2 protein-coding genes are annotated in these 2,537 nt (G+C 64.2%); both read right to left on the bottom strand.

The window, feature by feature from the left end; genetic code table 11:
• Positions 1-348: 348 nt before the first annotated feature.
• Positions 349-1,518: an IS91 family transposase gene (locus AC1RQC_RS40275; protein ID WP_492372358.1), complete on the bottom strand. Its 1,170-nt coding sequence runs from the start codon at positions 1,516-1,518 to the stop codon at positions 349-351.
• A 23-nt stretch (positions 1,519-1,541) separates the two neighbouring features.
• Positions 1,542-2,417, bottom strand: a complete 876-nt coding sequence (locus AC1RQC_RS40270) for a tyrosine-type recombinase/integrase (protein ID WP_492372357.1) — start codon at positions 2,415-2,417, stop codon at positions 1,542-1,544.
• Positions 2,418-2,537: the final 120 nt, after the last annotated feature.

The following is a 2,537-nucleotide window of genomic DNA, read 5'->3' as shown; positions in this document are numbered from 1 at the left end:
TTGTTAAGGATTGTTTGATGTCTGCCCTCGTCTGCAGGACTGTGAGAGGGAGCGGCGCGTGTGGGCAGGCGTCGAACAATCCTCGAGGGAGGAAACCGCGGGATGCAGCGATGCGGCGTACTGGGCTATGGCGATTGAAGCGTTTGCTTGATCAGCAGAGCCAGTGGATGTCGGAGGAAGCGTGGCGTGAGGGGGACCCCGGCATGGCGGGAGGTCGCGGCAGATCAGGAGCGTTAGGACGCTGCGAGCGTGCAATGAGGCGGCCTGAGACAGCGAGCACGACTGTCCGCTTGCGGCTCCGGTGTCCGGAGAGCCGACGGTTGACTTGGATGCGTAAGATATGTGGGCTCATGCGAGGGCTCGCTGCGGCGGCGGTCCGCGGATGCAGACACTACGCGGGATGATCTCGATGACGAGCATCGGCGCGCCACAGTGCCGGCAGACGAAGGGCGTCGGCGCAGCGAGATCGGTGTCGTCAGGTGCAGCGGTGACGTTGGGCGCGGCATCCAACAGCTCACGCGCTCTGGCCAGATTCGCGCGGCGCACCGGGTTGGCAAGCAGACCATAGTGCCGGATGCGATGGAAGCCGCGAGGTAGCACGTGCAACAGGAAGCGCCGCATGAACTCGCCGGCATCCAGCGTCATGGTCTTGTAGCGAGTGCGGCCTTTGGCTCGGTAATCCTTCCAGCGAAAGGTCACGCCACGCTCGTCCAGGGCGAGCAGGCGCTGGTTGGAGATCGCCACGCGGTGGGTGTAGCGTGACAGGTAGGCCAGTACCGCCTCTGGCCCGGCGAACGGTCGCTTGGCATACACGACCCATTCGGAGGTGCGTAGCGGTGCGATCCACTGCGCGAAGGCAGCCGGATCGGCGAGCGCGGCGTAGTCGCCGAAGAACTGCAACTGGCCCCGACCATGCGCAGCCTGGAGGGCCTCAAGAAAGCGGCGTCGAAACAGGCGGGAGAGCACGCGGACCGGCAGGAAGAAGCCGGGGCGGCAAGCCACCCATCGTTCGCCATCTGGTGACAGGCCGCCGCCGGGGACGATGCCATGCACGTGCGGATGATGCGTGAGTGCCGATCCCCAGGTGTGCAGCACCAGGGTGGCGCCAATCTGCGCGCCGAGGTGCTTCGGGTCGGCGGCGATGGTCCGCAGGGTGTCGGCGGCGACATCGAACAACAGGCCATAGATCACCGCCTTGTTGTACCAGGCGATGGCGCTGATGGGCGCAGGCAGCGTAAACACGACGTGGTAGTACTCGACGGGCAGCAGATCTTCGCTGCGCGCTTCCAGCCAGCGACGCGCAGCGCTGGCTTGACACTTTGGGCAATGTCGGTTGCGGCAGGAGTTATAGGACACCTCAAGCTTGGCGCAGCCGGAACAGCGCAGCACATGCCCTCCCAGTGCCGCGGTTCGGCACTGTTCGATGGCCGACATGACCTGCAACTGCCCCAGGCTCAGGTGTGCAGTCTGTCGCCAGGCCGGCCCATGGAGGCGGAAGATATCCGCGATCTCGAGCATGAGAGTGCTCGGTGGACCAAAGCCTAGGTGGAGCGGAGGTTCTCCAGCGGGCTGACGACCTCGCGCAGCAGATCAGTGGCGACCTGGGCGTAAAGCGCTGTGGTCTCCAGCTTTTTATGCCCAAGCAGTACCTGAATGACGCGAATATCGACCTTCTGTTCGAGCAGGTGGGTGGCGAAGCTGTGTCGCAGCGTATGCATGGACACGCGCTTATCAATCTGTGCATCCTGGGCGGCGGCATGGATGGCGCGATTGAGTTGCCGGACACTGAGCGACTCGATCGGATTGAGGCCCGGGAACAGCCAGCCGCCGTCGAGCATCTTGCCCTGCGCGTGGGCGACACGCCACCAGACGCGCAGTCGTTCGAGCAGCACTGGCGAGAGCATGGCGTAGCGGTCCTTGCGGCCCTTGCCCTGTTCGATGCGCAGGGTCATGCGTTCACTGTCGACATCGGTCACCTTTAACGCCACCACTTCGCTGGCGCGTAGGCCGGCGCCGTAGGCGACCGCGAGCGCGGTCTGGTGCTTCAGGTTACCGGCGGCAGCCAGCACTCGGGCGACTTCGTCGGGGCTGAGTACCACTGGCAGGATGCGTGGCACTCGCACCGGACGCATCTTGGCCATGCGTTGGGCATCGCCGAGAGTCACTTCAAAGAAGAACTTTAATCCAGTGATCGCGGCATTGAGCGAAACCGGGGAGATGCCGCGATCGACCAGATGGAGTTGATAGCGCCGTAGGTCCTCGGTGCTGGCCGTGTCGGGCGAGCGCCCGAGAAAGATGGCGAACTGCCGCACGGCGCGGATGTAGTGGGTCTGGGTCTTGTCCGAGAGCTTGCGCATCCGCATGTCTTCGATCATGCGCTGGCGTAGCGGGCTGATGGTAGGCGTCGCGACTGACATGGCTGTGCTCCTGTCGAGGCTCGAGGCGAATTGCCTCGGTCCTCAACATAGGAAACAGCGCTGGCGGTTGAGTCACTTTGCGCTGGGCCGGAGGGTTACCGCGCGAGCGGTTTAGTCCTT

The organism is Cupriavidus sp. GW822-FHT03E04, assembly GCF_058801495.1.
This window is presented reverse-complemented; position numbering and strand designations above follow the sequence as displayed.